1 protein-coding gene is annotated in these 258 nt (G+C 34.1%); it reads right to left on the bottom strand.

Annotated features, from left to right (window positions below; genetic code table 11):
* The coding region (locus tag R0J88_RS21370) for a DUF2971 domain-containing protein (RefSeq protein WP_410901080.1) at positions 1–139 on the bottom strand (139 nt) is incomplete at its 3' end.
* Positions 140–258: the final 119 nt, after the last annotated feature.

Raw genomic sequence — 258 nt, 5'->3', positions numbered from 1 at the left:
GTGTCGCATCAGCCATGATGTTGCTATAAAGTACAGGGTACATCCTTTTATTGAATATAGAATATATGTCGCCTTTGAGGTTATCAAGATTGTATTCTATGCAAATACCTTTGTGTTCATTTGCATAATGTGACCACATCAGTGTTGAGGTGTAGCATTCAGAAAAGCAAGAGATGAGAATATCATCTCTTATGTTTTTAATTATATTGCTATAGTCTGGAGTTTCATGATGCTCATCCTCGTACTTTTTTAAATAAC

This window comes from Pseudoalteromonas sp. SIMBA_162 (assembly GCF_046535955.1).
Taxonomy (GTDB): domain Bacteria; phylum Pseudomonadota; class Gammaproteobacteria; order Enterobacterales; family Alteromonadaceae; genus Pseudoalteromonas; species Pseudoalteromonas marina.
This window is presented reverse-complemented; position numbering and strand designations above follow the sequence as displayed.